At 59.7% G+C, this 2,534-nt stretch carries 3 protein-coding genes; 2 read left to right on the top strand and 1 reads right to left on the bottom strand.

Annotated elements, in window-relative coordinates; translation table 11 throughout:
* On the bottom strand, positions 1–913 hold a 913-nt coding region (locus KDH09_18585; protein ID MCB0221711.1), incomplete at its 3' end, for a dihydrodipicolinate synthase family protein.
* 192 nt (positions 914–1,105) lie between these two features.
* Between KDH09_18585 and KDH09_18580 the strand changes: the two genes are divergently transcribed.
* On the top strand, positions 1,106–2,236 hold the full coding sequence (locus tag KDH09_18580) for a putative sulfate exporter family transporter (protein MCB0221710.1): 1,131 nt from the start codon (positions 1,106–1,108) through the stop codon (positions 2,234–2,236).
* 68 nt (positions 2,237–2,304) lie between these two features.
* Positions 2,305–2,534 (top strand): hypothetical protein (locus KDH09_18575; protein ID MCB0221709.1); only part of this gene is annotated, 230 nt, incomplete at its 3' end.

Here is a 2,534-nt window from a genome sequence, read left to right as displayed (position 1 = left end):
TTTGACAGGCACCGATCAGATCGGCTTTCTGCTTGGCCGTCAGATCGAGGAAGGGGCCGCGCATGTGACCGCCCGGCAGGCCGTTGGCCTCGAGCAGCGCCTTGACCGCTCCGTTGTAGGAGCCGGTCGCCACGCACGCCTTGATGTAAGGCAGGTCCTTTTCATTCACGATGGCCAAAGCCTTGGCGTGGTCGCCGCTTTGCAAAGCGGCGTCGAATTCAAGTTCCACTTTCGGCCAGATGTTGCCCAGTCCGGTCAGGAAGCACGGACCGCCGAACTGGTGGGCATAGAGGTAATAACTCATGCCATTGCTGCCCATCACCGCCACCTTGTCTTTCAGCATTTTGCAGACGGTGCGATAGAAGTGGAAATTGCCCGAAGCATCCTTGAACCCGGAGATGTGACCTTGGGCCGCTTCCACCAACTCCAGCATCAACTCCGGTTTGTTCAGAATATTGGTCACGGTGTGCATCACCGCCCCGCTGAAGTAGACGACGATGCCCAGCTTCGTCGCCGCCGCGATGTCCGCATAGTGCTTCTTCAGGCCCGCGAAGCCACCAAACCCATAGTAGGGCGGCGTGATCATCACCCCGTCGGCCCCCACCTCCTCGGCGTAATTCGTCAGCTCGATCGTCAGCTTCGTGCCCGGACATGCCGTGCCGGCAATCACAGTCATCCGGCCGGCCGCGGTCTCACACACCGTCTTGATCACCAACCGGCGTTCTGCCTCGGACAAGGACGCAAACTCGCCGGTGCTCCCGTCGGCAATCACCGTCTTGATCCCCTGATCCACGTAAAACTGCGTCAACCGCTGCATTGCCTCCACATCGACGCGGTCGTCCTCGGTAAAGTGGGTCGTCATCGCGACGATCGGCCCGGTTAGCTTTTGGCGGAGTTCTTCTGGTGTCATCATGGTGAATTCTAGGATAAGAAACTAAATTGTTCATTATCTGTTTTGTTATCTTGTATTCTTTGTCAACACTTAGGTAACATTAATACCGAGATTTATTTCATCCTGCGAATTAGAGGGGGATTTTGACCATTTTTATGAAATCATTTTTAGCTTATTAATAACTACTTAAGTTAGTGTTACCTCTTTGTTAATATGAACTCTCAAACATTATCCGAAGCCCAGTCCTCGACCTTCAAATCGGCCGAGAGTCCCGGTCGACATCGTTCCGGGCTGGGAGCGGGCCTGATCCTGACATTTGGGTTGGCCGCCCTATCGGTTGGCTGCGGAACCCTGCTCGCGAAACCCGCCAGCTTCCTGCCGGCGATCGACCCCATCGTTCTGGCCATCACCCTCGGTTTGCTCGTCGGCAATCTGTTCCGACCCTCCGTCCGCTTTCTTGCCGGGATCAAATATTCCTCCAAACAACTGCTCGCCGTGGCCATCGTCCTCATGGGAGCCCGGCTCGACTTCAGCTCCGTTTTTCAAGTGGGGCTGCTCGGACTCGGGCTCTGCCTCGGCGTCATCACCCTCGCCTTCCTTTCGTTTTACGGTTTGTCCCGGGTGCTGCGACTCGACCGCACCGAGGGCTGTCTTCTTGCCGTGGGCACCGCCATTTGCGGCGGCTCAGCCATCCTCGCCGTCGCGCCGCTGCTCAAAGCCCGCGAAGAGCAGGTCGTGGCGGGTGTCGCCACGGTGGTGATGCTGGGGCTGTTCGCCATGTTTCTCCTGCCGATGGTCGCCGGCCTGCTCGAACTGTCCCCGACCCAATACGGAGTGTGGGCCGGGCTCACGATTCACCAGACCCCGCAGGTCATCGCGGCCGGGTTCGCTCACGGCACTGCCGCCGGCGAGGCCGCGACCTTGGTCAAACTCGTGCGGATATGTTTTCTCGCTCCCGTTGCTTTTGGACTGGGTATCCTCGCCGCCCGTCGGGGCCACGCCTCGTGCAGGCAGCCCATGACCCCCGCCCGCGCACTGGCGCTTGTGCCCGGTTTTATTCTAGGCTTCCTCGCCCTCGCCTTGTGCCGCACCTTAGGCTTCATTCCCGACCTCGGGTTCACTTGGACGACTCCGCTGTTCAACCACCCGGTCGCCACGGAGCTCTCCCTGCACAACGCGTTCGGTCACATCTCGTCGTTTCTGCTGATCGTCAGCATGGCTGCCGTCGGTCTCGAAACCGACTTTCGCGTTCTGCGCAAAATGAGCCTGCGACCGGTGCTCGCCGCCATCATCACCTCTCTCATCATTGGCGCCGCCACCTTGCTGGTCCTCTGCTTGCAATGAAACCTGTCGCTCTCATCATCGGCTCTCTCGTGTCCTGCGGGAGTCCCGTCTCACTCACCGCCGATCCCGTGGATGTCTACATCCTCGCCGGCCAGTCCAACATGGAGGGGCGCGCCCATCGGAAGGACCTGCCCCAAGAATTGGCCCGACCGCGGCCCGACATCCTCTACTTTTGCGGCGACACTTGGGAACCGCTCGCCCCAGGCGGCTCCCGTAAACCCCCGTCACCCGACGGCTTTGGGCCCGAAATCACGTTCGGCCGCACCCTCGCCAATGCCCCCGGTCGCACCAATCGCGT

The sequence above is a fragment of the Chrysiogenia bacterium genome, assembly GCA_020434085.1.
Lineage (GTDB): Bacteria > JAGRBM01 > JAGRBM01 > JAGRBM01 > JAGRBM01 > JAGRBM01.
The sequence above is the reverse complement of the archived record's forward strand: the minus strand, read 5'-3'. Positions and strand labels throughout refer to the sequence as shown.

What these genes read in the sequence shown, in the direction of transcription:
- KDH09_18580 (MCB0221710.1), top strand. Translation starts at nt 1,106, where the DNA reads ATGAACTCTCAAACATTATCCGAAGCCCAGTCCTCGACCTTCAAATCG.